General features: G+C 63.1%; 22 protein-coding genes. 8 read left to right on the forward strand and 14 right to left on the reverse strand.

Translation table 11 applies throughout. The features are described 5' to 3' along the window. Window positions 1-5: 5 nt before the first annotated feature. Both BLW08_RS13280 and BLW08_RS13285 read left to right on the forward strand, forming a co-directional pair. Window positions 6-1,502: a SulP family inorganic anion transporter gene (locus tag BLW08_RS13280; protein WP_090822249.1), complete on the forward strand. Its 1,497-nt coding sequence runs from the start codon at window positions 6-8 to the stop codon at window positions 1,500-1,502. 80 nt (window positions 1,503-1,582) lie between these two features. After that, window positions 1,583-2,578, forward strand: a complete 996-nt coding sequence (locus BLW08_RS13285) for a bile acid:sodium symporter family protein (RefSeq protein WP_090822247.1) — start codon at window positions 1,583-1,585, stop codon at window positions 2,576-2,578. A 34-nt stretch (window positions 2,579-2,612) separates the two neighbouring features. Here BLW08_RS13285 and BLW08_RS13290 read toward each other — a convergent pair whose 3' ends face one another. Beyond that, the gene (locus tag BLW08_RS13290; RefSeq protein WP_091325663.1) at window positions 2,613-3,617 is read right to left on the reverse strand and encodes a LacI family DNA-binding transcriptional regulator; all 1,005 of its coding nucleotides are present in this window, start codon (window positions 3,615-3,617) and stop codon (window positions 2,613-2,615) included. 130 nt (window positions 3,618-3,747) lie between these two features. Between BLW08_RS13290 and BLW08_RS13295 the strand changes: the two genes are divergently transcribed. After that, window positions 3,748-4,995 (forward strand): D-arabinono-1,4-lactone oxidase, encoded by a 1,248-nt coding sequence (locus BLW08_RS13295; protein ID WP_091325665.1) that lies wholly within the window; start codon window positions 3,748-3,750, stop codon window positions 4,993-4,995. Here the strand turns inward: BLW08_RS13295 and BLW08_RS13300 are convergent, their stop codons facing one another. Genes BLW08_RS13300 through BLW08_RS13315 form a run of 4 tightly spaced genes read right to left on the reverse strand, consistent with a single transcriptional unit; the run spans window position 4,996 to window position 10,590 of the window. After that, window positions 4,996-6,756 (reverse strand): acetyl/propionyl/methylcrotonyl-CoA carboxylase subunit alpha, encoded by a 1,761-nt coding sequence (locus BLW08_RS13300; protein WP_091325667.1) that lies wholly within the window; start codon window positions 6,754-6,756, stop codon window positions 4,996-4,998. It abuts the gene before it with no gap. A 7-nt stretch (window positions 6,757-6,763) separates the two neighbouring features. Further along, window positions 6,764-8,428, reverse strand: coding sequence for a 5-oxoprolinase subunit B/C family protein (locus BLW08_RS13305; protein ID WP_091325668.1), 1,665 nt, complete (start codon window positions 8,426-8,428; stop codon window positions 6,764-6,766). 6 nt (window positions 8,429-8,434) lie between these two features. Continuing rightward, window positions 8,435-9,784, reverse strand: a complete 1,350-nt coding sequence (locus BLW08_RS13310; RefSeq protein WP_091325670.1) for an MFS transporter — start codon at window positions 9,782-9,784, stop codon at window positions 8,435-8,437. A gap of 47 nt (window positions 9,785-9,831) precedes the next feature. Then, a complete protein-coding gene (locus BLW08_RS13315) occupies window positions 9,832-10,590 on the reverse strand; it encodes a LamB/YcsF family protein (RefSeq protein ID WP_091325672.1) in 759 nt (252 codons plus the stop codon). 109 nt (window positions 10,591-10,699) lie between these two features. Here BLW08_RS13315 and BLW08_RS13320 point away from each other — a divergent pair, with 109 nt between their 5' ends. After that, window positions 10,700-11,398 carry a GntR family transcriptional regulator gene (locus BLW08_RS13320; protein ID WP_091325673.1) on the forward strand — a complete coding sequence of 233 codons (699 nt, stop codon included), beginning with the start codon at window positions 10,700-10,702 and terminating at the stop codon, window positions 11,396-11,398. Here the strand turns inward: BLW08_RS13320 and BLW08_RS13325 are convergent, their stop codons facing one another. Then, window positions 11,399-12,124, reverse strand: coding sequence for a LysR family transcriptional regulator substrate-binding protein (locus BLW08_RS13325; RefSeq protein WP_091325675.1), 726 nt, complete (start codon window positions 12,122-12,124; stop codon window positions 11,399-11,401). It abuts the gene before it with no gap. 33 nt (window positions 12,125-12,157) lie between these two features. Between BLW08_RS13325 and BLW08_RS13330 the strand changes: the two genes are divergently transcribed. Next, window positions 12,158-12,607, forward strand: a complete 450-nt coding sequence (locus BLW08_RS13330; protein ID WP_090822230.1) for a DUF5997 family protein — start codon at window positions 12,158-12,160, stop codon at window positions 12,605-12,607. Window positions 12,608-12,660: 53 nt separating this feature from the next. Here the strand turns inward: BLW08_RS13330 and BLW08_RS13335 are convergent, their stop codons facing one another. Then, window positions 12,661-13,044 (reverse strand): VOC family protein, encoded by a 384-nt coding sequence (locus tag BLW08_RS13335; RefSeq protein ID WP_090822228.1) that lies wholly within the window; start codon window positions 13,042-13,044, stop codon window positions 12,661-12,663. 106 nt (window positions 13,045-13,150) lie between these two features. Between BLW08_RS13335 and BLW08_RS13340 the strand changes: the two genes are divergently transcribed. Next, a complete protein-coding gene (locus tag BLW08_RS13340; protein WP_091325678.1) occupies window positions 13,151-13,696 on the forward strand; it encodes a hypothetical protein in 546 nt (181 codons plus the stop codon). Here BLW08_RS13340 and BLW08_RS13345 read toward each other — a convergent pair. The 3 genes from BLW08_RS13345 to BLW08_RS13355 form a co-directional block, all read right to left on the reverse strand. Further along, a complete protein-coding gene (locus tag BLW08_RS13345; RefSeq protein WP_090822224.1) occupies window positions 13,693-15,204 on the reverse strand; it encodes an APC family permease in 1,512 nt (503 codons plus the stop codon). The two genes, BLW08_RS13340 and BLW08_RS13345, sit on opposite strands and share 4 nt — an antisense overlap. Window positions 15,205-15,226: 22 nt before the next feature. Beyond that, window positions 15,227-16,114: a universal stress protein gene (locus tag BLW08_RS13350; protein ID WP_091325681.1), complete on the reverse strand. Its 888-nt coding sequence runs from the start codon at window positions 16,112-16,114 to the stop codon at window positions 15,227-15,229. Between the two features lie 86 nt (window positions 16,115-16,200). Further along, window positions 16,201-17,574, reverse strand: coding sequence for a flavin monoamine oxidase family protein (locus tag BLW08_RS13355; RefSeq protein ID WP_090822220.1), 1,374 nt, complete (start codon window positions 17,572-17,574; stop codon window positions 16,201-16,203). A gap of 106 nt (window positions 17,575-17,680) precedes the next feature. Here BLW08_RS13355 and BLW08_RS13360 point away from each other — a divergent pair, with 106 nt between their 5' ends. Then, window positions 17,681-18,388 carry a TetR/AcrR family transcriptional regulator gene (locus tag BLW08_RS13360; protein ID WP_090822218.1) on the forward strand — a complete coding sequence of 236 codons (708 nt, stop codon included), beginning with the start codon at window positions 17,681-17,683 and terminating at the stop codon, window positions 18,386-18,388. A 26-nt stretch (window positions 18,389-18,414) separates the two neighbouring features. Here BLW08_RS13360 and BLW08_RS13365 read toward each other — a convergent pair whose 3' ends face one another. The 3 genes from BLW08_RS13365 to BLW08_RS13375 all read right to left on the reverse strand — a co-directional run bounded on the left by BLW08_RS13365 (window position 18,415) and on the right by BLW08_RS13375 (window position 20,519). Further along, window positions 18,415-19,224: a hypothetical protein gene (locus tag BLW08_RS13365; protein ID WP_091325684.1), complete on the reverse strand. Its 810-nt coding sequence runs from the start codon at window positions 19,222-19,224 to the stop codon at window positions 18,415-18,417. After that, a complete protein-coding gene (locus tag BLW08_RS13370) occupies window positions 19,221-19,793 on the reverse strand; it encodes an RNA polymerase sigma factor (protein WP_091325686.1) in 573 nt (190 codons plus the stop codon). Before BLW08_RS13370 ends, BLW08_RS13365 begins: the two co-directional genes overlap by 4 nt. 111 nt (window positions 19,794-19,904) lie before the next feature. Continuing rightward, on the reverse strand, window positions 19,905-20,519 hold the full coding sequence (locus tag BLW08_RS13375; protein ID WP_091325688.1) for a TetR/AcrR family transcriptional regulator: 615 nt from the start codon (window positions 20,517-20,519) through the stop codon (window positions 19,905-19,907). Between the two features lie 70 nt (window positions 20,520-20,589). Between BLW08_RS13375 and BLW08_RS13380 the strand changes: the two genes are divergently transcribed. Then, a complete protein-coding gene (locus tag BLW08_RS13380; RefSeq protein WP_091325690.1) occupies window positions 20,590-21,327 on the forward strand; it encodes a hypothetical protein in 738 nt (245 codons plus the stop codon). 185 nt (window positions 21,328-21,512) lie between these two features. Here BLW08_RS13380 and BLW08_RS13385 read toward each other — a convergent pair whose 3' ends face one another. Further along, a complete protein-coding gene (locus tag BLW08_RS13385; protein ID WP_091325692.1) occupies window positions 21,513-22,736 on the reverse strand; it encodes an MFS transporter in 1,224 nt (407 codons plus the stop codon). Between the last annotated feature and the right edge of the window lie 79 nt (window positions 22,737-22,815).

Raw genomic sequence — 22,815 nt, forward strand, 5'->3', positions numbered from 1 at the left:
GACCCATGACACCCGAGCAACTCATGTCACTGCGGGCGACCTTCCGCTCGCCCCGCCGCCTGCTGACGGAATCCCTCGCGGGACTCGTGGTGGCCTTGGCGCTCATCCCGGAGGCCATCGCGTTCTCCGTGATTGCCGGAGTGGATCCCCGCATCGGCTTGTTCGCATCGTTCACCATGGGCGTGGTGACCGCTCTGGTGGGAGGCCGTCCGGCCATGATCTCCGCGGCGACCGGTGCCGTGGCCTTGGTGATCGCTCCCGTGATGAAAGAACACGGGCTCGATTACCTCATTGCCACCATCATCCTGGCGGGCGTTTTCCAGATCATCCTGGCGGTCCTGGGTGTCACCAAGCTGATGCGGTTCATTCCCCGCTCCGTGATGATCGGCTTCGTCAACGCACTGGCCATCCTGGTGTTCATGTCGCAGATGCCCGAGCTGTTCAACGTACCGTGGATGGTCTACCCGATCGTGGTGGTGGGGTTGGTCATCGTGTTCGGACTCCCCCGGCTGACCACCGCCATTCCGGCACCTCTGGTAGCGATCGTTGTCATTACGCTGGTGACTGTTCTGGGGAACATCGACGTCCCCACCGTCAGCGACAAGGGCGAACTGCCGGACAGCCTTCCCGGGCTTTTCCTGCCCAACGTCCCACTGAACCTGGAGACATTCCAGATCATTGCGCCGTTCGCGCTGTCCATGGCGTTGGTGGGCCTGCTGGAATCGCTGATGACCGCCAAGCTGGTGGACGACATCACAGACACACGTTCCAACAAGACGCGGGTGTCCTGGGGCCAGGGTGCTGCCAACATCGTCACCGGCTTCCTGGGCGGCCTGGGTGGTTGCGCAGTGATCGGTCAAACCATGATCAATGTGAAGGGCTCAGGCGCGCGGAGCCGGCTTTCAACGTTCCTTGCCGGAGTATTCCTGCTCATCCTGGTGGTGGTGCTGGGCGACGTTGTGGGGATGATTCCCATGGCGGCTTTGGTGGCCGTGATGATCTTCGTTTCGCTCATCACCTTTGACTGGCATTCCATCCGGTTCTCAACGCTCAAGCGCCTGCCCAAGTCGGAGACCGCCGTCATGCTGGTTACTGTCGCCGCAGTGGTGGCGACGCACAACCTGGCGGTGGGCGTCGGCGTCGGCGTTCTGACCGCAATGGTCCTGTTCGCGCGGCGGGTAGCCCACTTCGCAACGGTGGAGCGGACGGAACTGCTCCTCAATGGCGAAACCGTGGCGACGTACACGGTAGATGGCGAACTCTTCTTTGCCTCTTCCAACGACCTCTACACGCAGTTCGATTACGCGAAAGATTCCTCGGATGGCATAGATCGAGTGGTCATCGATCTTCACGGCTCGCATATCTGGGACGCTTCCACGGTGGCAGTCCTGGATTCGGTCACAGAGAAATACCGGAATCACGGGCGCGAAGTGGAGTTCATTGGCCTGAACGAGGCAAGCATCCGCATGCGTGAGCGCCTGGCCGGGAAGCTCAACTCCTGAAACAGCGGTCATCTGACATATACACGCCGGCGAATGTAACGAACTCGTTGGTTGGGTAGCAGCAGTGTGAGCATGGATGAATGCTTGAGGCAACCAATACCCCATCGAAAACCGAAGAATCCGCTGCGCCCGTCAACGCCGCCCTTGCCGCTGAAGCCAAGATTGCGCGCATTGCCGTCACGGTCTTCCCGCTGCTGGTGGTTGTGGCCGGCGTCCTCGGATTCCTGATTCCGGATCTGTTCAAACCGATGGGTGTCGCCGTTCCCTACCTGCTGGGCACCATCATGTTCTGCATGGGCCTCACGCTCACTCCGCCGGACTTTGCCTCCGTAGCGCGCCGCCCATGGGCTGTTGCCCTCGGCATCGTGGCGCACTACGTGATCATGCCCGGCGCCGGGTGGCTCATTGCAGTACTCCTGCAGTTGCCTCCAGAACTGGCTGTCGGCCTCATCCTGGTGGGCTGCGCTCCCTCCGGCACCGCATCCAACGTCATGGCGTTCCTTGCCAAGGGCGATGTTGCGCTGTCCGTGGCTGTCGCTTCGGTTTCCACCCTCATCGCGCCCCTCGTGACTCCCGCGCTAACGCTCTTCCTGGCCGGCTCGTTCCTGCACATCGATGCTGGCGCCATGGTGATGGACATCGTGAAGACGGTGCTGCTGCCGGTGATCGCCGGACTGCTGGCCCGCCTCTTCCTTTCCAAGCTCGTCGCGAAGGTTCTTCCGGCACTTCCGTGGGCATCCGCCGTCGTGATTTCGCTGATTGTCGCCATTGTGGTGGCTGGCAGCGCCAGCAAGATTGTTGCCGCCGGAGGAATCGTGTTCCTGGCAGTGGTCCTCCACAACGGCTTCGGCCTGGGCCTCGGTTACCTGGCTGGCAAGCTTGGCCGCCTGGATGACAAAGCGCGCCGAGCCCTCGCGTTCGAGGTCGGCATGCAGAACTCCGGCCTTGCCGCGACACTGGCCACCGCGCACTTCGGCGCGCTGGCCGCACTGCCGTCCGCTGTGTTCTCTTTGTGGCACAACATCTCCGGCGCAATCGTTGCCGCCTGGCTGGCTCGCCGTCCGCTGAAGGACTGAGCCCACTGAGGAACCAGGCCCGCTGAGGGACCAGCTAGCCCGCCGTGGTGCCGCGCCGGTGCAACTTCCACGGTGATGCAATCCGGACTCCCTCAACTGGGGTGGCTCCGGCCAAGCGATTGAGCAACATTCGGACCACCTGCTCGAAGATCGGCTCCGGGCCCACTGTGGTCAGGGCAGGATCGTATTCCTGGCCCTCGGTGGAGTTGCCGACGCCGACAATCTGAACGTCCTCGGGCACACGAAGGCCGAGGCGGTAGGCAGCCCGAATGGTCTGCAGCGCCTCCATGTCGTCCGTGCAAAGGATGGCCGTGGGCCGGTCCGGCAGCTGGAGCAGCTCCAGCGCTGATTGATAGGCGATGGCTGGACGGTGCTGCGAGGTTCTGACCAGGGTCTCATCGAGCGGGATACCCGCATCTTCCAGTCCGGCTGCGTAGGCGGAGAACCGGCTCTTGGGACGGCCCGCCGGGTCCGCCCTTCGAATACAGGCGATCCTGCGGTGGGAGGCGGTGAGGAAGTCCATGCACTCCCTGAGTCCGGCGTCAGCCTCAGGGGCCAGGACATCGAACCCGGCAGGATTCATGGTTCCGGAGATCACCACTTGGGCAACGCCGCGTCGAGCCAGCTCCGTGACGGTTTCATCCTCGGACTTTGCCTCAGGGAAGTAGCCAATGATGACGCCGTCCGCACCGCCGGACATCATGAACTTCCGCCAATCGTCACCCAACAAGATCACCGGCTGGTAGCCGTGCTGCGGGAGGATTGCTGCTGCAGCCGTGGCAAGGGCCCTGTCCCACGGCCATTCGAGATTTCCGATCGCCACCGCAATCACGTCCGTCTTGCCCCGGCGCATTCCCCGGGCGGCCTGATTGGGCACGTAGCCCAGTTCCTTGACCGCGGCCAGGACACGGTCCTGGGTGGGCTGGCTGATCCGGGTGGTGCCACCGTGCCGACCTGAGAGTACGTAGGAGACGGTGGTCAGCGAGACCTCAGCCGCCTTTGCTACGTCCCGGATGGTGGGCTTGGATCCCTTGCTCACGTGGCACTCCTGGTAGACAGCGGGTTTCTTGAACTCTAGCGGCAATGGAGTGGACACCCCTTGACGCAATTAGTTGTGAACGTTAACAATTGCGGGAGCCAATAAGTATTCCGAGCGGGAAGAATAGTCGATGCAGAACTGGGCAGGAAACCTTGAGTATTCGTCCGCGGAAGTCCACCGCCCCACGTCGGTGGAGGAGCTACAGGACCTCGTAGCCAACGCGTCGCGGATCAAAGCGCTCGGTTCCCGGCACTCCTTCAACACGGTGGCAGACACCGACGGCATCCATATCCTGCTTGACTCCCTGCCCCAGGAGATCGTGGTGGATGTCGCCAGGAGCACGGTCAAGGTCAGTGGTGGCATCAGCTACGGGGCCCTGGGGCGAGCCTTGGAGGAACAGGGGTACGCCATCCACAACCTCGCTTCCCTCCCGCACATCTCCGTTGCGGGCGCCATCCAAACCGGCACACACGGCAGCGGAGTCAACAATCCCTCCTTGGCTGCCGCCGTCGTCGGCGTCGAGCTGGTGCGCGCCTCCGGCGAGCTGGTGACCCTTTCAGCGGACGACGACGCCTTCCTCGCCAGCGTGGTGGGCGTGGGAGCCCTTGGCATCGTCACAGGGCTGGAGCTGGCCATTCGCCCGAGCTATGAGGTCCGGCAGCGCGTGCTCACGGGTCTCTCTTGGGAGAGGGCCTTGGCGGACTTCCAGGGCATCGCCTCCAGTGCCTACAGCGTCAGCTTTTTCACGGATTACACCGGCGACACCATCCCCCAGGTCTGGCTCAAAGCACTGGACACCGAGGGGGCGCTGCCTGATCTGTTTGGGGCGACGGCTGCGACATCCGCCATGCACCCCTTGCCGGATATGTCCGCAGAAAACTGCACCGAGCAGCTGGATGTCGCTGGCAAGTGGTTGGACCGCTTGCCGCACTTCCGCCACGAATTCACCCCGAGCAACGGCGAGGAACTGCAGAGCGAGTTCCTCCTGCCACTGGATCAGGCGCCCGCGGCGCTCCAGGCAGTTCGCGGACTCTCGGAGAAGCTGGCGCCGCTGTTGTTCATCTCCGAAATCCGCACCGTGGCAGCAGATGAGTTCTGGCTCAGCCCGTTCTACCAGCAGCAAAGCGTGGCGCTCCACTTCACGTGGAAACCGCTGCAGACCGAGGTGGAAGCAGTGCTGCCCGAGCTTGAGGAAGCCCTGCGTCCGTTCGGTGCACGCCCGCACTGGGGCAAGCTCTTCACGCCCGGCCAGTATGACTTCGCCGCGCTCTACCCGCGGTTCGAGGACTTCCGTGCCCTGGTCCAGGCGAATGATCCCTCGGGCAAATTCCGCAACGGCTTGCTGGACAGCGTGCTGGGCGTTGCCGTTACGTCCTAACTACTCGATGTGAGCCAGGACTGCTCCAGCCGTGACCACACCGCCGGGGGCCGAGAGTACTTCGGAGAGCGTACCTGAGCGGTGCGCGGGGACCTGGGTTTCCATTTTCATGGCCTCCAGGACCACCAAAGGATCACCCGCGGTTACGTCAGCGCCCGGTTCAACGAGCCACTTGACCACCGTGCCGGCCATGCTGGAGACGAGGGCCGATTCGGCTGGTGAGTCTGCATTTGTGACAGAACCCGGCAGCCCCGTCACGTCCGAGGCAGCTGGAAGCCCCTGTCCTGAGCGCGCCCAGCCATCCAGCAGGTCAGCCGGAAGCCCAACGGCAAGGCGTTTGCCGTCCACGTCAATGGTGATGGTTCGCCGCTCTCCGTCCGGAGCCTCCACGTTGTATTCGGGATCCACGGGGATGTGGTCAGCGAAGTCGGTTTCGATCCAGCGAGTGTGGATGTTCAAGCCGGCAACCGATGTGAAGTCATCGGACTCCAGAACGGCCCGGTGGAACGGCAGCACCGTGGGCAGACCCGTGATGTTGATTTCGGCGAGGGCACGTCGGGCGCGGCGCAGAGCCTGTTGCCGGTCAGCCCCTGTGACGATCAACTTGGCCAAGAGCGAGTCGAATTGCGGTGCGACGAACGAGCCCGAACGCACGCCGGTATCCAAGCGGATTCCCGGTCCGGTGGGTGATTCAAAGGAAGCCACGGTGCCCGGTGAGGGCAGGAATCCGCGGCCTACGTCCTCGGCATTGATGCGGAACTCGAAGGAGTGCCCACGCGGAGTGGGGTCTTCGGTGATGCTGAGCGGCAGACCGGCAGCGATGCGGAATTGTTCCTGCACAAGGTCGATTCCGGCGGTTTCCTCCGTGATGGGGTGCTCCACCTGGAGGCGGGTGTTGACCTCCAGGAACGCCACCGCGCCATCCGCTGAGACCAGGAACTCCACCGTTCCTGCGCCGTAGTAACCGGCTTCACGGATGATTGCTTTGGATCCTTCGTAGATCTTTTGCCGCTGCGTATCGCTCAGGAACGGCGCGGGGGCCTCTTCCACGAGTTTCTGGTGGCGGCGCTGCAGGGAGCAGTCGCGCGTCCCCACCACAACCACGTTGCCATGAACATCGGCGATGATCTGGGCTTCCACATGCCGGGGCCGGTCCAGGTATTGCTCAACAAAGCACTCGCCTCGACCGAAGGCAGCCACAGCCTCACGGACTGCGGAGTCGAAAGCTTCCTCTACTTCGGCAAGCTCGCGGACCACCTTCAGGCCGCGGCCACCGCCGCCGAAGGCAGCCTTGATGGCAAGCGGGAGCCCGTGTTCCTCTGCGAAGGCCCGCGCTTCCGCAGCAGAGGACACCGGTCCGTCACTGCCGGCAACCAACGGCGCGCCGGCGCGGACTGCAAGTTCGCGGGCGGTGATCTTGTTGCCCAACTGGCGTATCGACTCCGGTGAGGGACCGATCCACTCAAGCCCGGCGTCGAGCACTGCCTGCGCAAAATCGGCGTTCTCGGAAAGGAAACCATAGCCGGGGTGGACGGCGTCAGCGCCGGACTGCGCCGCTACAGCGAGCAGCTTCCCGATGTTCAGGTAGGTGTCAGCGGGCGAGTTTCCGTCCAGGCTGTAGGCTTCGTCGGCGGCGCCAACGTGCATGGCATCGGCGTCAATGTCGGCGTAAACGGCCACCGAGGCAATGCCGGCGTCATCGCAGGCTCGGGCCACACGGACGGCGATTTCGCCGCGGTTCGCGATCAGGACCTTGCGCATCTAATACTCACTTCTCTGGGGTCTTGGTAAAAGTCATGGAGGCGTCCGGTGAATCCGGAACGAACCGGAAGCGGATACGCCCGCCAATGGGGACCTGCGCGGCACGATCGAGGTGTTCATCGCGCACCACGCCGATCACCGGATAGCCTCCCGTAATGGGGTGATCCGCCAGGAACAAAACGGGCAGTCCCGCTGGCGGGATCTGGAGGGCGCCGGCCATGGTGCCTTCGCTGGGGAGCTCACCTTCGCGGGTCCGCTCCAGCGGTGTGCCGTCGAGGCGCATGCCCACCCGGTTGGACTGCGGCGTGACCAGCCATTCCTGGCTGCAGAGCGAATCGAGCGCTTCCTGGTTGAACCAATCAGCCCGGGGCCCGGGGACAACGTCCAGTACCGTGACGCCGGTGCCGGGGAAGTCGGGCTGCAGCTCGGGGGCACCAACCGCTGTGGACTCCGTGGCGTCGCCGGCGGGGAGAACCTGCTTGATGACCAAGGGTGCCGGTCCGATCCCGGACATGGTGTCCGCCGAGCGGCTGCCCAAAACCTCGGGAACGTCCACTCCGCCGCGGATCGCCACGTAGTTTCGGAACCCCGACTCGGGAGCACCCAAGGTGAGCACTTCGCCGTCCAGCAGCGCGAAAGCTGTGGCCATCGGGACGGTCCGCTGCGCGCCCGGCTGGGCGCCGCCGTCGGACTCTTCGGACTCAATCCACGACGGCGACTGGATGGTCAGTGTGGTGGGCGCGCCTGCCACGGCAATCACCTGGTCACCGACGGCCTCAACCGTGAGCCCGCCATTGACGGTCTCAATAGCAGCGGCCGAAGCGCCATTGCCTACCAGCCGGTTGGCTCGTCGCAGCGATGCCCGGTCCAAGGCGCCAGCGGCGGAGACACCCAATGGACCAAAGCCTCGACGGCCGAGGTCCTGAACCAGGCTCTGCGCCCCGGGGTTCACAATTCTTAGCCCGGACTCAGTGTGACGCTCCGTTTCAGGCTCACGCGCCACCGAAACACCGGTGGTTACGACGTCGCGAACGGCCCGGTACTGCACCCGGTCACCAGGGCGGACCAGGGCTGGTTGGGCCCGGTCCAGATCCCACATACGTGCCCCGGTCCGGCCGATCAGCTGCCAACCGCCCGGCGAACGGCGGGGGTAGACCGCGGAATACTGTCCACCGAGAGCCACCGAACCAGCAGGAACGGCTGTACGCGGGGAAGAGCGCCGTGGAACCGTGAGGGCCTCGTTTTCACCCACCATGTAGCCGAAGCCTGGTGCGAAGCCGGCAAAGGCCACAGTCCAGATCTGTCCCGTGTGCGCGGCAATAACGCCGTCCACGCTCAGCCCGGTCAGCTCCGCAACATCGGCGAGGTCCTCGCCGTCGTACACGGTGTCGATGACCACCAGCCCGGAATCGGTGACCTCAGGTGTGGTGAGTTCCAACTCCAGCAGCCGGGCACCGATCGCACGGGTGGCCGCCGCGGACTCGCCAACCACCATCACCGTCTCCGCGGCGGCGAGAACGTCCACCTGGCCGGGAAGCGGGGACTTGTAGAGCATGTCCTGAAGGGCAAGGACATCCTGCAGGCCCTCCAGCTCTGCCAGGACGGCCCGGGTGCCAACGGGACGAACGGAGCGAACCCTTTTTGCGGTAGTCGTGTGCATCACGGTTTCCATCTTTAGCTACGCCGCCGGCTGAGCGTGCGTCCCCTGCATCAGTCGGACGTCTTCTTCCGGCTTGGGGTCGCGGCCGAGGAGCATGCCGACAATCGTGACAACAGCGGCCACCAGGATGTAAACGGCGATCAGGTACCAGCCGCCACCCGCAGCGCCGTACAGTGCGGTGAAGATGATGGGGGCAATGGCTCCACCGATCACACCGGCCAGGGTATAGGCCAGCGAGCTGCCGGCGTAGCGGAGCCTGGCTGGGAACTGCTCGGTGATGAAGGCCGCCTGGGGGCCGTACATGAAGGCGTGCAATGCCAGGCCGATCACGGTGCCGACTGTCAGCATGGCTACGGACTTGCCCTGGATCATGAGGAAGAACAGCGGGATGTACGCGGCAGTGGCGGCTGCTGCGATGCCGTAGACCCAGCGACGGTTGAAACGGTCCGTGAGTGCACCTGCCAAGGGGATCAGGAAGAGCTGGAAGGCCGATCCGATCAGGATGGCGGACAGGACATTTCCGGTGGTCATACCCAGTTGCTTAGTGGCGTAAACGGCTACGAACACGGTGAACAGTGCGTAGAGGATGTCGGGGCAAACGCGGGAGAGAGCCGCGGCCACCAAGGCCCTGGGCTGCGTGGTGAAGACTTCCTTGATGGGAGCCTTGGGTCGATCACCCTTGGCCTGGATGGCCTTGAACACCGGGGTTTCTTCCAGCTTGAGCCGGATGACCAAGCCGAAGACCACCAGGAGAGCGGAGGCGAGGAAGGCTACGCGCCAGCCCCACGAAAGGAATGCTTCATCGCTGAGGGAAGCGGCAAGGATGGCGAGGACGCCGTTGGCCATGAGGTTGCCGGCGGGCGGACCGATCTGGGCGGCAGAGGACCAGAAGCCGCGTTTGTTGGGATCACCGAATTCGCTGGACAGTAGCACCGCACCGCCCCATTCGCCGCCAACGCCAATGCCCTGCGCCAAACGCAACAGCACAAGAATTGTGGGGGCCGCGACGCCTATTACGGAGTAATCGGGCAGCGCTCCGATGAGCACCGTAGCCACGCCGATCAGAACAAGCGTGAACACCAGGACGTACTTGCGGCCGATCTTGTCACCAAGGCGGCCAAAGATAACGCCACCGATCGGACGGGCAAGGTAGCCCACCGCGAATGCTGAGAAGGAGAGAAGGAGTGCAACGAACTCGTCATTGCCCGGGAAGAAGATCTTGGGAAACACGAGGGCTGAGGCCACGGAGTAAATAGCGAAGTCGTAGTACTCCAGCGAGGTGCCGGTGAGGCTGGCAACGTACGCCTTTAGCGCGCCGGGCGGTGGCTTCCTTGTCACTGCCTTGGCTGCTTTGTTGGTGCTGGTCATGATGTCCTCCGGGGGGATGAGGGTTGGTGCGGGGAGCCCGGGGCGGGCTAGAGGAACGAGCCGATGCTGACGCCGGCGTCGCTCAGAGCGGACTTCACGGCGGTAGCCATTGCCACAGCACCGGGTGAGTCACCATGCACGCAGATGCTTTCTGCGCGGATTTTTAGGATGGAACCGTCGATGGTCCTGACGGATTGTTCAGTGGCCATACGCAGGACGTGTTGGGCCACTTTGGCGGGATCGTGCAGTACTGCACCCGGTTGTGAGCGGGAAACCAGCGTGCCGTCAGGGTTGTACGCGCGGTCTGCGAAAGCTTCGGAAACACCACGAAGGCCGGCTTCCTCGGCGAGACGCAGTACCTCGGAGCCGGGGAGGCCCAGGATCGGAAGGTTGGGGTCAACCGATTTCACGGCGTCGACGACGGCACGTGCCTGCGCGGTGTGCTTCACGATCGCGTTGTAGAGGCCGCCGTGGGGCTTCACGTACTGGACGCGGGCTCCCGTGGTGGCGGCCAGCGCCTGGAGCGCACCGATCTGGTACACGACGTCGTCAGCCAGTTCCGTGGGATCGATGTCCAGGAACCGGCGGCCGAATCCCGCGAGGTCGCGGTAGCCAACATGGGCACCAATCACGACGCCGGCCTGGACCGCCTTTTCGCAGGTGCTGCGGATGACGCTGGGATCGCCGGCGTGGAATCCGCACGCAACGTTTGCGCTGGAGACTGACTCAAACATGGCGGCGTCATCGCCGAGTGTCCAGCGTCCGAATGACTCTCCGACGTCGCTGTTCAGATCGATGATTGCCATGATGTGATCCCTGCCTCGTGATGTGCGTTACATCCAGCATGCACCATTTTGCTGGATTGTTCAACGATCCAGCGATCCTGGTTTTCGGCAATCGTGTATTTTTGGTGTCATGGCCAGTGCAGATCAGGAAAAAAGCGAACACCCTGGCTTTGATGGCGCACGGGCGCGGGTGCGTCTGAGGGTCCCTTCCGTGGCCGAGAGGGTTGCCGAAGAACTGCGTTACCAACTGGCCGAGGGATTCCTGGTTCCGGGCGCCAAGCTGACCGAGGCCACCATCGCCGAGGATCTGGGCGTCTCCCGGAACACCGTCCGCGAAGCATTTGCCGAGCTTGCAGGTGAGCGGCTTCTTCTTCGACAGCCCAACAGAGGCGTCTACGTGGCCACTCTTGAGGCCGGCGATATCCACGACGTCTATACAGTCCGCCGGGCCATTGAGGTTAGCTCCATCCGCGCAGGAGGCTCACCCGAGCGCATTGCCGCCGTCAGGGCCGCCGTCGAAGAGGGCAAGCGCGCAGCGGCCGCCGACGACAATGAGGGCTTGGGCAGCGCCAACCAGCACTTCCATGGAGCAATCGTCGCCCTGGCCGAGAGCACCAGGCTGGACACGATCATGGCTCAAATCCTGGCCGAGATGCGGCTCTACTTCCACAAAGCCACCATGAACGCGCATTTCTACAGCGACTGGCTCACAGAAAACGAACAGATCTGCTCAGCACTGGAAGCGGGGCAGCTGGAAGAGGCCGGGGACCTTCTCCTTGCCTACCTCAACCGATCAGAACAGCAGCAGGCCGCGATTCACGGCGGATAGTCAGCGCTTGCCCTTCTTGCGCGAACCCTTGCCCCGGCCCTTGTCAGGATTCGGCGCGTAGCGTTGCGCGACGGCCGGCTTCTTGGGACCACCACCGCGACGATCAGGCTTGGGTGCTTTCTTGGGCTTTTCCTGCTGAGCTGAGGGCTGGCGTGAACTCTGAGCTGTCCGCCCACGCACAATCCCAATGAACTCCTCGATCACGGGGCTGTCGGTTCCAAGCAGCCAGGCAAGGCCGATCTGCGTGGTGGGAGCCCCGGTCAGGCGACGCATGACAGTGTCTTTAGCATTCAGGTGACGCGCCACGGACATCGGAAGGATCGCCAGCCCGGCACCGGATGCGACTACCTGGAGGGCCATGTCCGGCCCACCCATTTCGTCGATGTCCAGGAAGTTCTCCTCGGCGAGGTCGTCCAGCGCGACTTCCTCAAACACCGATATCTCGTGCCCTTTGGGAGCAACCACAACAGGCTGCTCTTCATAAAGGGGAATGACGTTCAAGCCTTCGCGGTCCACGGGCAACCGGACAAAGCTCAGGTCTGCGGAGCCGTCACGCAACACCGTAAGCTGCGCGGCGTCGTCGGACATGAAGGCGTGCAACGGATAGTCGGGCATCCGCTCTTCCCAACGCCGGATCCATTTCCCAGGCGTCACACCCGCAACATAGGCGAAGCGGAGACCGGCTAGGGGTTCGGTTGTTTCGGCGGATTCTTCAGCGTCTGGCACACACTCACAGTACCGGCCAGATACCCTTGAAGCATGACGTCCTCGAACTCCCAGTCCATGAAGCCGGCAACAGTCGCCAAGAAACTCGGCATCTACCTGCCCGCTACACCTCAGGAGTTCCAGGATTCGTCCATCTCCCGCGACGAATTCGCCGAACTTCAGGCCAACCCGCCGGAGTGGCTCGCCGAGCTGCGCCGCAACGGCCCGCACCCCCGCCCGGTGGTGGCACAGAAACTGAACGTGTCCATCAGCGGCCTTGCCCGCGGCGGCGTCGAAGAAGCACTCACGACGGCGGAAATCACCGAGCTGCTGCAGGCTCCGCCGCAGTGGCTGGTCACCGAGCGCGCCACGCACGCCGCTGTCCGCTCCGAAGCGCAGCGGGTCAAGGATGAAGCCGCAAAGAAGGCCGCCACCAAGGAAGCCCGGGACAACGCGGCTGCAAAGCGCGACGCTCCGAAGACCTCCAAGCGGGACCACGCTTAAGGTTTAGCGAGCTGTGGCCGGGACCTTGCGTCCCGGCCACAGCTGTTTAAGTGCTAGTCCTGATGGAGCTGCACGAAGTTGCCGCAACCGTCGTCGAAGACCGCGCTGACGCCGGACGGGTCCTCAGCAGGCTCGCCTTTGAATGTCACGCCGGCAGCGAGCAACCGCTCATACTCAGCCTGGACATCCGGCACGCCCAGGACTACCGCGGGCATACCGGCCTCGTACACGGCATTCATGTAATTGGCGCCGATCGGGTTGTCGCTGGGTTCCAGCAACAGCCCGGGCGCACTGCTGTTGTCCGCCCCGGGATCCTTAATGATGAACAGGTTGTACTCAGGCATGGCCATCAGGGTCTCGAAACCCAGCGTCTCCGTGTAGAACGTGTGAGCTGCTGCGGGGTCCTTGACGTGGATGCTGCACATTTTCAGTCTCATGATGCCAAGGCTACGCCGGAGGTGCGACAGGGTGACCCCTCGCGCCCACGCGGACGCTGGCGCATACTGAAATCAAAGCAGCGTGATGTCGCCTGGAGGTGGTCCGATGCCCGCCATGATGCTCCTGTGGGGTGTAGCTCTGGTTCTCGCAACCGCAGCAACCACGTATGTCCTGCACAGGAAACTGACGTATGGGCCCGGGCCGGAACCGGACGGCGTCTTTTGGGACCTTTTCGGCGGTTTGGTGGTGATTTTGCCCGCCATACTTGTCCCAACAGTGCAATGGCCTCCGGCCGGTCTCATCATGGTTTTCGTCGGCCTGGCCACCGCGCCAGGAACCCTGGCGAGTATCCGTAAAGTGGAACGGATCCACGCGGCCCAACCCCGCCGTCGTGCTGGTTTTTCAGACGACGCCGCCCGCCACAGCAGCATCCTGGAGCAGTGGCGTCGCTACGAACTGGATCCGGCGCAGACCATCGATTACCCGGCAATGACCGACGTCAGGACTGCGGAGACAGCTGCGCTCACCCGGGCCATGCGCGAGGCCGAATACTGCAAGGTGACAGCCGGCACGGACTATCGCGCCGCCGTCGAACGTCTTGCCGACGCGCTGAGCGAAGCCGAGCGGGCGGCAGGGGTGGGCAGAGCCTAGGCCCGGGTCAGAACCTTGCCCTTGAAGAACTCGGGACGCAGGCGGTACATCACCAGCATCACCACCACTCCGAGCAGGATCACGCCCATGCCCAGCACGAACACCAGGCCCACGCCGCCCACGGATGAGCCGGACCCGTACTCCGGATCCATGGAGTCCATGGCCGTCTTGACGAACATCACCAACAGGATCACGCCGCCCACAAGGGGTGCCAGGAACTTGAAGAAGAAGGCACGCGCTCCCCTGAATGCCTCGGCTCGGAAGAACCAGACGCAGGCAAGCGCGGTGATGCCGTAGTAGAAGCAGATCATCATGCCCAGGGCCGTGATGGTGTCCCACAGCGCGTTCTCTGACACCGTCCGGGTGATCACGTAGAAGCCGGCGGCGGCAATCGCGGCCGCGATGGTGGCGAAACTGGGCGACTTGTACGTGGGGCTGATCTTGCCGAACTTGGGCGAGATAGCGCGGTAGTGACCCATGGCCAGCATGGTACGGGCCGGTGAAACGAACGTGGACTGCAGGGACGCCGCAGAGCTGCTCAGGATGGCCAGTGACATGAGGATCGCGAACGGACCCATCACCGGGCCGGCAAGGACTGCGAAAATACTGGACTGGTTCTCGGGGTTACCGGCACCCAACCCGGTCTCACCAACGCCCGCGAAGGACAACGTAGCCAGAGCAACGGTCATGTAGATGATCACGATGACCAGCACTGTGATGGTCGCTGCACGGCCCGGGGTTTTCTCCGGGTTCTTGGTTTCCTCGTTCATGGTCAGCGTGACGTCCCAGCCCCAGTAAATGAAGATTGAGAGGGACACACCCGCCGCGAATTGTGAGAACGAGTCCACGGCGAAGGGGTTGAACCAGTCGGGCGAAATGGCGGTGGCGTCGAAGGCCGTGCCGTTGGCAACATGCGCGAAGGCGGAGACCGCGAACCAGCCCAACACCAGCAACTGGAAGGCCACCAGCACGTACTGCACGCCCTTGGTGGTCTCCATGCCGCGGTAGGAAATCCAGCACGCCAACGCGATGAACACCAGCGTGGTGGCAATGTTCAGGGGCAGGATTTTACTGAGCTCCCCCAACTCCGGGTTACTGAAAATCTGCGCCAGCATCAGGTAGAAGAAGTCCACTGCGACCGCGGCAAGGTTGGATAGCACGATGATGGTGGCCGCGATCAGCCCCCAGCCACCCATCCAACCGATCCACGGACCGAAGGCGCGAGTTGCCCACGTGAAGGAGGTTCCGGCGTCGGGCATTGCGTTGTTGAGTTCGCGGTAGCCGAGCGCCACCAGCAGCATGGGGATGAAACCCACCAGGAAGATGGCGGGGAGGTGCACGCCCACCTCGGACACGGTGGGGCCAAGGGCCGCAGTGAGCGTGTAGGCGGGAGCGATGCAGGAAACGCCGATCACGACGGCGCCGATCAGGCCCACCGATCCGGCTTTCAGTCCCTTTTCACTCAGGGACGAATCTTTCGACTGGACCGTCTTTGGTGCAGTTGACATGGTTTTGCCTCTCAGGCGGTTGCTAGGAGCTTTGTCGCGTGTAGTCCCGCGGGACCACGATCATGGGAACGGGAAGGGCGCGCAGGATCCGGTTTGCGGTGCTGCCCAGGAAAGTTGCTCGTTGTTGGGCAAGGCGGCTGGAGCCGATCAGCAGGATTTCGCCGTCTTCCCAGTCGAGTCGGTCAACGGCTTCCTCGATGGTGCGGCCTTGGGCGACCACGATCTCCGGTTCGGGCACATCGGAACCGGCCGCTTCAGCGGAACCCCCGACGGCGGGACTCCCGACGGCGGCAAGGCGGTCGGCGGCATGCACCCAGGCGGCGTCGGCCAACCCGGGCGAGTTACCGCCGTCGAGCGCCAACAGGGAGACGAGCCGCAGCGGAAGGCCGCGATCCCGCGCCGACTCAACAGCGACGTCGAGGAGTTCATCAGCGCCCGGGCGCGTGCCAAAACCGCAGCTCAAGCGCGTGATCGGCTCCATCCGGTGATAGCCGTTCGGGGCCAAAGCGACCGGAACGGGCGAGGAGTGGAGCAGTGAACTCGCCACGGACCCGATGGTGAAGCGCTTCAACAGGCCGCTGTTGGTGGCGCCGATGACCAGTGCCGCGGCATCGAATTCCATGGCAGCATCGATCAGGGTTTGCGCCTCTGAGTCGCCGCGGCGGATGTGCGCGCGGGCGGTGACGTCCTCCGGAACCAGATCGAGGCCTTCATCCAACCAACGCTGGGCCTGCTCGTTGAGGATGTCGTTGTAGCCGGCCTCCGGCGGATAGACGGCGTTGAAGGGGGAATCCTCCGGGATCACCAGGACCAGATCCAGGCTGACATCGTGGTTCCGGGCCAGCGCGACGGCGAGGTGAACGGCGTCGTGCCCCCTCGCATTGGCGGTGTACCCCACTACGTAGCGCATGGTGGTCCTTTCGGTGCTTAAACAGTGGAGCCGGCAGGCCGGGGAATGACGCTCCCCCGGGCCTGCCGGTTTGGTTTTGTCAGCGGTTAGACGGCTACCGCGGCCAGCTTGTTGGCTTCAACAATGCGGGCGGCAGTTGCCTGGCCCATGCGGACCGCGCCATCCACGTGCTGGTAGCCCTCGGCTGCGAGGTCGGACGAGGACCAGTAGATCGGCCCGACGTTCGCGTGCTGGTCCTTGCCGTAGCGGTGCAGGCCACCGAGGTCGTAGCTGGAGGCGTACGCGCCGCGGGTCCATTCCTCGGAGCCCCAGTCGGACTCGTAGTAGACCTCGGGCGTGAGTGCCTTGTCGCCCAGGAAGCTGGCGATGGACTCGAGGATGGCCTTCTTGCGGTCTTCGGCGCTGAGCTCGAACACGGCGTCGGCCTTTTCGTCGGACACGAAGCCCACCAAGGTGCCGCGGGTGTCGCCGTGGTTGGTGTTGTCGTAGACCTCCTGGACCAGGGCACCGGCACTGAAGCCCGTGCCGGAGAGTCCTTCTTCGCGCCAGAACGGGGTGTCGTACACGGCATGCACCTTGATGACCAGGCCCAGCGACTGGTGCTGGTGCATCTGGTGCTGGCGGCGCGGCAGCGGGGGCTCGAACGAGACGCGGGAGTACAGGTTGGGCGGCACGGCCATGATCACGAAGCGGGCGTTGACGGTTGCCTGCTCAGACACGACAGTTACGTTGCCCTCGTCCCACTTGATGGTGCGGACCGGGCTGTTAAGTACGACGTCGTCACCCAGCTCTGCTGCCTGCAGCAGCGAAACCTGCTGCATGCCGCCGATGACCCGCTTGTCCAGGATGAAGTCCTCATCCGTGAGGTGGCTGAAGGAGCCTGCCGAAGCGGCCATGAGGACTGCCTGCAGTGCGGAGAATGCGTGGGCGGGCTTGGTCAGCATGCCACCGGCGATGAAGAGGCCGATGTTGTTGCAGGCTTCCTCGTCGCTGGAGTTCTGGCGGAGCCAGTGGTGGAAGGAGATGGTGTCCAGCTCGCGTGCCTTGGGGTGGGCCCAGGGCTCGGTGGGGCCGATCTCGGCAGCAAGTTCGTCCAGGATGGCTACGAGCTTGTCCATCTCGGCCTTGGTGGTTTCGTTCACCGGGAACGTGTCGCCGGTGTACTGGGTGCGCGTGCCGTCAGCGCCGATGTAGACGGACTCGCCGTCGCGGTAGCGCGAGTACATTTTCAGCCCGAGCTCGTCCAGCAGCTCCATGAGGACCGTCTGGTCCGGGGAAACCCACTGGCCGCCGATCTCCAGCATGGCGCCGTCGATGGTGTCGGTCCAGGTGCGGCCACCCACGCGGTCGCGTGCTTCGAGCACTGCAACGCTGAGTCCGGCCTTCTTCAATTCGCGTGCCGCCGTCAACCCTGACGGCCCGGCACCGACGATCACAACGTCGCGATCAAGATTCTGCATGATGTCCTCTCCGTGGCCGTCCTCGGTGGCTGACCAGTAAATGAATGGCGTTCATTTATATCCATAGTAGCGTCGGAGTCGGCGGCTGTGAAGGCCCGATGGAATAATGCTGGGGACACAGGCAGCAGAAAGGCCTCCGATGCCCGCACCAACGCCCGCTCCTTCCACGGTTCCCGCGCGCCGCCGCGCCGGCCGGCCAACTGCGGCGATCCTGGATCAGGACGGCATTACGACGGCGGCGCTTGAGTTGATCAGCAGCAAGGGTTACGACGGACTCACCATGGCCGCCCTGGCCCGCTCCCTGGGCGTGGCGCCTTCCGCCCTGTACAACCATGTGGCCTCCAAAGATGACGTCCTGCTGCTGGTGGAGGACCACTTGGCAGCAATGGTGGATGTGACTGCTTTTGGGGTGGAGCCGTGGGATGCCGCTGTGCGCCGCTGGGCTTGGTCCTACCGCGACGTTTTCTCGGAGCATACGCCGCTCATCCCCGTCATTGCAGTACTTCCGGTGGCAAACGCTCCGAAAACCCTGGCCATGTATGAGGCAGTGACGGCCGGCTTCCGTGACGCCGGGTTCCCGGAAGAGAAAATCATCTCGGCGATCGTGGCCCTGGAGGCGTTTGTGTTCGGCGCCGCTTATGACGTCACCGCGCCTGAGGACATCTTCGACGCCGGCAGCCTCGCCGAGCAGGTCCCCAACTTCACGGCCGCTGTGGATCGGTTAGCTCTTGAACGGCATGAGCGGCCCACCGATGTTGCCTTTAGTCTGGGGCTTGAAGCGCTGATCACGGGATTCGGAGCGCTGCGGGGGTAGGTTCGCTGCTTGTAGCGCCCCGCCCGTCAGAGGCTGAGATAGCGAATTTCTGTCGTGTCGTCGGTGTAGGTCACTTCAACAGGCACGGACTCGTCTGAGGAGTTTGTCAGCTCCCCTCCCGGAAGCCAAAAGGCGAACTGTCCCTCCGAGACCGTGGCCGTGATCCTTTCGCCAGCCACACTGGTGTAGGTCATCCCGACGACTTCGGGGCCAACCTGACCCGATGCCATTGAGAGCGGATTGTCTGCAATGACGCCGGTACCCAGCTGGGTGGTCCTGATCTCCCGGGCTTCGGGACCTCGCCCGTTGCCGGGCTTACCGACTGAACCGAAGGATCCTCTTTTGAACCACGGCGCTGTGGAATCCGTGGTGCACGTAGCTTCAAATCCATCCGCTCCCGCAAGGACGACGGTGGTCCACGCACCGCGCTTCTCAGCGATGGCTACTTCCGCTGCAGCCACATCACTGGCGAACATGCCATCACCAACACCTTTGCTGGACCGGACGCAGCCGGACACAGCGTTGTCGCGCTCCGAACCGATCAGCGCGCCCGGCGCGGCGGTCCACGTGGCGAAGGCCGGGTCGCCTCCCGAGAGGACCGGCCCGACGAGGAGCCCCACGGTGGCGGCCAAGGCGAGGGCACCCAAAGCGAGCGTTCGACGCCTTCGGCTCGGACGCGACGTCGGCGTCTTCTTTTCCACGAGCACCTCAGCAGCCGGGTGGGATCTGAGGATCCTTTCCAGGTCTGCCTGTACACGGTGCCGGTCGGGATCCGCACCCTGATCGGCGGCGTCCATGGACCGCAAAAGTGTGTCGATATTCTGGCTGTTTTTCATGGTGTCGAGGCCTTTTCGGAAGATGTCGCTGGCGCGGCAGACTCATTCGCGGGGACATGGTGAAGCAGCATTCGGAGAGCCCGCCTCGCTCGTGTGAGGCGCAGCCGAAACGCGACGGGAGAAATACCCACCACCTGTGCTGCCTGAGGCGCGGGAAGATTCTCCAAGATCGCGAGTCCCAGAGTTTCTTGGTGGACTTCTGAGAGGAGCGCCCAAGCCCGGCTTAGGTCGATGCGGCTGCTGACCAGATCGGCGTGAGAACCGTCGCCGCCATATGTCACCATCGTCTCGGCCAGGCGAACGCCGAGCGCCTGCCGTCTGTGTTCACCGCGGCGGGCATTCAGCATGAGGTTTCGTGTAATGCCAAAAACCCAGGCTCTGGCGTCAGTTTCGAGTGCCGGCACTTCCGAAAACCGTCGCCAGGCTACGAGAAACGCCTCCGCGACGACGTCCTCGGCATTCGGCAAGTCAGTGCGACGTTGAACGAACCTGAGAAGGTCGGGATAGGCGGATTCGTACAGTGCCCGAAAGGCCTCTTCCGGATCAGGGGCTCTCGAAAGGTAGCTCATACCCTGTACCTGTCCGCCACATACCCAAGTGTGTTGCAGAGGCTCCGAATATCCTCGCCAGTCGAAGCCGCCCCCGCTGCGAGGAAGCCTCCGTCTACACGGTTGATGCTGCTACCCGGCAACAGTTCGTGCAATATGCAGCGCCGCCCTGACAGACACTTCCATCAGGTCATTGTCAACGGGGAGTTCCTGTAGGAGGACCCTGACATACGAGGCCCCGACGAGTGTTTCAATCACCATCAAAGGGTCGGCGTTCGGCGCGAGTTCCCCGCGCTCGACGGCGCGGTGCACGATTACCGAACCTGTGGCGAAGCGGCTTCGCCAAAATTCGGCGTAGGCAGCCGAGTTTTGGACATCAGACTCATCGAGGGAGATAGCTATACGCAGAAGCCGACGCATATCGGACTTGCCTAGGATCGAGACTACATTTTGCAGAAATAGCCGTAGGTCACTTTCCAGATTTCCTGTATCGGGGACCGGGTTCTCTGTGAAGGCGTAGTCGGCAACGGCAGCTGCGGCCAACCCGCTAGGAGTTTTCCACCTGCGATAGATCGTTGATTCCGCGACCTGGGCGCGGTCCGCGATCTGCCGGATGCTCAGATTTCCGATCCCATGTTGAGGTAGGAGCTCGATTGTTGCTGAAAATACTGCTTGTCGGATGCGTGCGCTCCTCCCTCCCGGACGCCGAGGGGGTTGCGCGGCGATATTCCTGTCTTCGGATACCATCGTCTCCCTATCGCAAGTTTTCTTGCATTAAGTTACTCTGAAGTTTCTCATACATTCGAGAGGAATTGCGATGACCCAACACCTGGCTTTGACCAGCAGCATTGACGGCCAGAAGGTCTCTCGTGATCGGGTCCTGGATTGGGAGCGGACCCGCGCGCTGGCGGTGCTCAAGTCCCTTGGGGCTCCGGCCTCGTCGCGAAGCGGGGACGTGGATGTGCTCCGCGATCGGCTTTTGGCACTCAAGCGCGAGCAGGGGCCCCGTGAGCTGGAGCGGCGCCTCGAATGGAAGATACGCACAGCTGGCGTTGTCACCGGTTTGACGTCGCGCCGGGCCCGAGGGGCGCGGGTGCAAAGTTCAATCAAGATCCAGAGTCCGGTCGGGTCTGCTCGGGGTTTCGCCGAGTGGTTTAACGCCCAGTCGGCACTTCCTGATTCCGATGCAATGCTGGCCGCATGTCCAGATCACTACGTTATTGGTGAGGACGACCTGGGGCGGCAGAAAGTCATCGAAACGACGGGGGGATCACCGTTGCCCACACGTTTCTATATCGACTACCAGGACGTCTCATCCCTGACCACCCCGGCCAGCTCTGACTATCCGCTGCAGGTCGCGGGTGTAGCCCGCACGGCCAAGGGGCAGGCCATAGGGGGCGTGCGGCATCAGTTCCGCGACCTCCACGAAGGCTTCGAAGCGTGGCTAACGGTGGAGTTCCCAGCGGGCGTGCCGCAATCTATGGTTGCAGGGCACCGCTGGCACCTCGGATGCGAATTTGGCAATTGGATCGAGTTTCAGCAACTCGATAGCTAGCGCGTCCCGACAACCCAAAGCAGGAGACCAAAGGTCCGTGCCGGCAACCGGCACGGACCTTTGACTTCGGGATGCTGGCAGTCCCGGCGTGGCTCGCAGTGTGGGGAGCACGAGAGTTCTGACGTGGACTCGCTTAAACAGCGAACGGCGACTGCAGGTGCAGGCGCCGTTCGCGTGGGGACTTGTCAGCTGGTGCGACCAGCGCCATCGTGGACTTTCACGGTTTCGGGTTCAAAAGCATGTGCGCCAGTGCGTGGAAGCAGCAGAGCCACGACTGCGGCCAGGGCGAAGAAGCAGGCACAAACAATCAGGCCACCGCTAAACCCGATGGTTCCGGCCAGCCCTGCAAGGCCAAAGGGAGCAAGGGCGGATACACCCCGGCCTATGTTGAAGCAGAAGCCCGCCCCGGTGGCACGGGCCCGCGTTGGGAACAGCTCCCCCAGGTAGGAACCGAACAGACCGAAGAACGCGGTGAAGGCTCCAAACAACGGGCCGAGCCACAGCAGACCGATTTGGTTTGTGGTCACGGCATAAATTGGCATTGTCAGGGAAACGCCGAGCAGGGTCATGATGATTGTCCGGCGCCGCCCGATATGGTCCGCTATCATCCCGAAACCGTTGTATCCCATGAACATTCCCAGATTCAGGATCGTGACAAAGAACGCCACTGATCCGGCCGGCAAGCCTCGCTCTGTGGTGAGGTAGGTAGGAAGCCAGGTGGTCGCCCCCCAGTATCCGGTCAAAGCCAGTGCGGCCATGAGCGTGCCCAAAAGCGTTGTGCGGCGCAGCGGGCCGCTTAGTACGTCGCGGACGGAAACGATGTCCGTGGAGTCCCGGGTCCTTGCCGCGGTCCAACTGGCTGACTCCTGGAAGAAAATATGCACCACGAGGATAGGCAGGATGGCTGCGGTGCCTGCTACGAGGAACATGAGACGCCAGTCGGGAAGGAACAACCCGGAGATGGAGGCGGCCATGGCACCGCCAGCAGGAAAGGCGCTGATCACGAAGGCTGCTGCGCGTCCGCGGCTCTTTTCGGGCCAGGTTTCGACCACGTACGCCGAGACCACACTCCATACAGCGCCAAGTCCGATTCCGGAGAGGAAGCGCAGGATCAGGAAGATCGTGAAATTGGGCACGAAGAACAGGACAGCGGTGAACAAGCCAAAGACTGCCAGGGAAGCCACCAAGGCTTTCTTGCGTCCGAAGTTGTCGGCTATATATCCGCCAGCAACACTGCTGACGCCTATGCCGAGAAGTGTCGCGGTGGCCAACAGGCCGCCTTCTGTCACCGAGAGCCCCATGTCGTGCCTGATTGCCGGCATCGCCAGGGACAACAGAACGATTTCAAGGGCATCAAACAGGTAGGCGAGGAAACATCCTCCCAGCACTATCCAACGGTTTTGTCGCATTATTCTTACCTTCGCTTTGAACTGTGTGCCGCCAGCACTGGCGGCAGGAAATTATTGTTTAAGGGTGGAATCTGGGATG

The organism is Arthrobacter sp. cf158, assembly GCF_900106835.1.
In the GTDB taxonomy this organism is placed as follows: Bacteria; Actinomycetota; Actinomycetes; order Actinomycetales; family Micrococcaceae; genus Arthrobacter.

Excerpts from the sequence above, each read along its gene's own strand:
- BLW08_RS13380 (WP_091325690.1), top strand. The coding sequence starts at position 20,590 with ATGACCCAACACCTGGCTTTGACCAGCAGCATTGACGGCCAGAAGGTC.
- BLW08_RS13295 (WP_091325665.1), top strand. The coding sequence starts at position 3,748 with ATGCAGAACTGGGCAGGAAACCTTGAGTATTCGTCCGCGGAAGTCCAC.
- BLW08_RS13305 (WP_091325668.1), bottom strand. The coding sequence starts at position 8,428 with ATGGAAACCGTGATGCACACGACTACCGCAAAAAGGGTTCGCTCCGTT.
- BLW08_RS13335 (WP_090822228.1), bottom strand. The coding sequence starts at position 13,044 with ATGAGACTGAAAATGTGCAGCATCCACGTCAAGGACCCCGCAGCAGCT.
- BLW08_RS13355 (WP_090822220.1), bottom strand. The coding sequence starts at position 17,574 with ATGCAGAATCTTGATCGCGACGTTGTGATCGTCGGTGCCGGGCCGTCA.
- BLW08_RS13350 (WP_091325681.1), bottom strand. The coding sequence starts at position 16,114 with ATGCGCTACGTAGTGGGGTACACCGCCAATGCGAGGGGGCACGACGCC.
- BLW08_RS13285 (WP_090822247.1), top strand. The coding sequence starts at position 1,583 with ATGCTTGAGGCAACCAATACCCCATCGAAAACCGAAGAATCCGCTGCG.
- BLW08_RS13315 (WP_091325672.1), bottom strand. The coding sequence starts at position 10,590 with ATGGCAATCATCGATCTGAACAGCGACGTCGGAGAGTCATTCGGACGC.
- BLW08_RS13310 (WP_091325670.1), bottom strand. The coding sequence starts at position 9,784 with ATGACCAGCACCAACAAAGCAGCCAAGGCAGTGACAAGGAAGCCACCG.
- BLW08_RS13300 (WP_091325667.1), bottom strand. The coding sequence starts at position 6,756 with ATGCGCAAGGTCCTGATCGCGAACCGCGGCGAAATCGCCGTCCGTGTG.
- BLW08_RS13370 (WP_091325686.1), bottom strand. The coding sequence starts at position 19,793 with ATGAGCTACCTTTCGAGAGCCCCTGATCCGGAAGAGGCCTTTCGGGCA.
- BLW08_RS13345 (WP_090822224.1), bottom strand. The coding sequence starts at position 15,204 with ATGTCAACTGCACCAAAGACGGTCCAGTCGAAAGATTCGTCCCTGAGT.
- BLW08_RS13280 (WP_090822249.1), top strand. The coding sequence starts at position 6 with ATGACACCCGAGCAACTCATGTCACTGCGGGCGACCTTCCGCTCGCCC.
- BLW08_RS13385 (WP_091325692.1), bottom strand. The coding sequence starts at position 22,736 with ATGCGACAAAACCGTTGGATAGTGCTGGGAGGATGTTTCCTCGCCTAC.
- BLW08_RS13330 (WP_090822230.1), top strand. The coding sequence starts at position 12,158 with ATGACGTCCTCGAACTCCCAGTCCATGAAGCCGGCAACAGTCGCCAAG.
- BLW08_RS13360 (WP_090822218.1), top strand. The coding sequence starts at position 17,681 with ATGCTGGGGACACAGGCAGCAGAAAGGCCTCCGATGCCCGCACCAACG.
- BLW08_RS13375 (WP_091325688.1), bottom strand. The coding sequence starts at position 20,519 with ATGGTATCCGAAGACAGGAATATCGCCGCGCAACCCCCTCGGCGTCCG.
- BLW08_RS13320 (WP_091325673.1), top strand. The coding sequence starts at position 10,700 with ATGGCCAGTGCAGATCAGGAAAAAAGCGAACACCCTGGCTTTGATGGC.
- BLW08_RS13365 (WP_091325684.1), bottom strand. The coding sequence starts at position 19,224 with ATGAAAAACAGCCAGAATATCGACACACTTTTGCGGTCCATGGACGCC.
- BLW08_RS13340 (WP_091325678.1), top strand. The coding sequence starts at position 13,151 with ATGCCCGCCATGATGCTCCTGTGGGGTGTAGCTCTGGTTCTCGCAACC.